Genomic DNA, 583 nt, shown 5'->3' on the forward strand with positions numbered 1-583 from the left:
TGGATCACTGTTTGGCCCCAAACTTTTTTCTGATATCTACTTTAAATTCTTTGCTGGCAATATCAAGCATGATCTCCAGTGCCCGTATCTTGAGCTGGGATAACTTAAGTTCTTCCAAAGAACCGATCTCCATACCAGCACTATCAACTGTAGCAGGGTCCTGTTCAGATAAAGGTGGAATTAACGACTCCTGTCTCTTTTTGTATTCTCTGACCCATTGAGTAATAGTATCGCGGCAACTCAGATCATACTTCAATTGGGCTTCTTCAATGCTAAGGTGTCCGGAAATGATCTCCCGGACTATGCCCTCCCGCTCTGATAAAGTACGTCTTTTACCCTTATTCTGCTGATACGACGGACTTGAATATTGCCTCATCCAGGGTTTAACTGTGCCTTTAGACAAGCTATGTCGCTCACATACAAGGGCAATACTTCCTTCCTGTTCACATTCTCTAACTATTTCTATTTTATATGACGGTAGATAAAGCCTACCGAATTTTTTACCTTTTATCTCTTTTGTCATTATCCTAATATACTTGTTCGTGTTGATTCGTCAAGTGTATAGTTATTTTAGGATCTGACA

The 583-nt window shown here is 40.3% G+C and carries 1 protein-coding gene; it reads right to left on the reverse strand.

All coding sequences use genetic code 11. From position 1 onward, the window contains the following. Positions 1-4: 4 nt before the first annotated feature. Complete coding sequence (locus BFL47_RS19030) at positions 5-523, reverse strand: helix-turn-helix domain-containing protein (RefSeq protein ID WP_069661373.1); 519 nt, start codon at positions 521-523, stop codon at positions 5-7. Positions 524-583: the final 60 nt, after the last annotated feature.

This window comes from Arcticibacter eurypsychrophilus (assembly GCF_001730525.1).
Taxonomy (GTDB): domain Bacteria; phylum Bacteroidota; class Bacteroidia; order Sphingobacteriales; family Sphingobacteriaceae; genus Arcticibacter; species Arcticibacter eurypsychrophilus.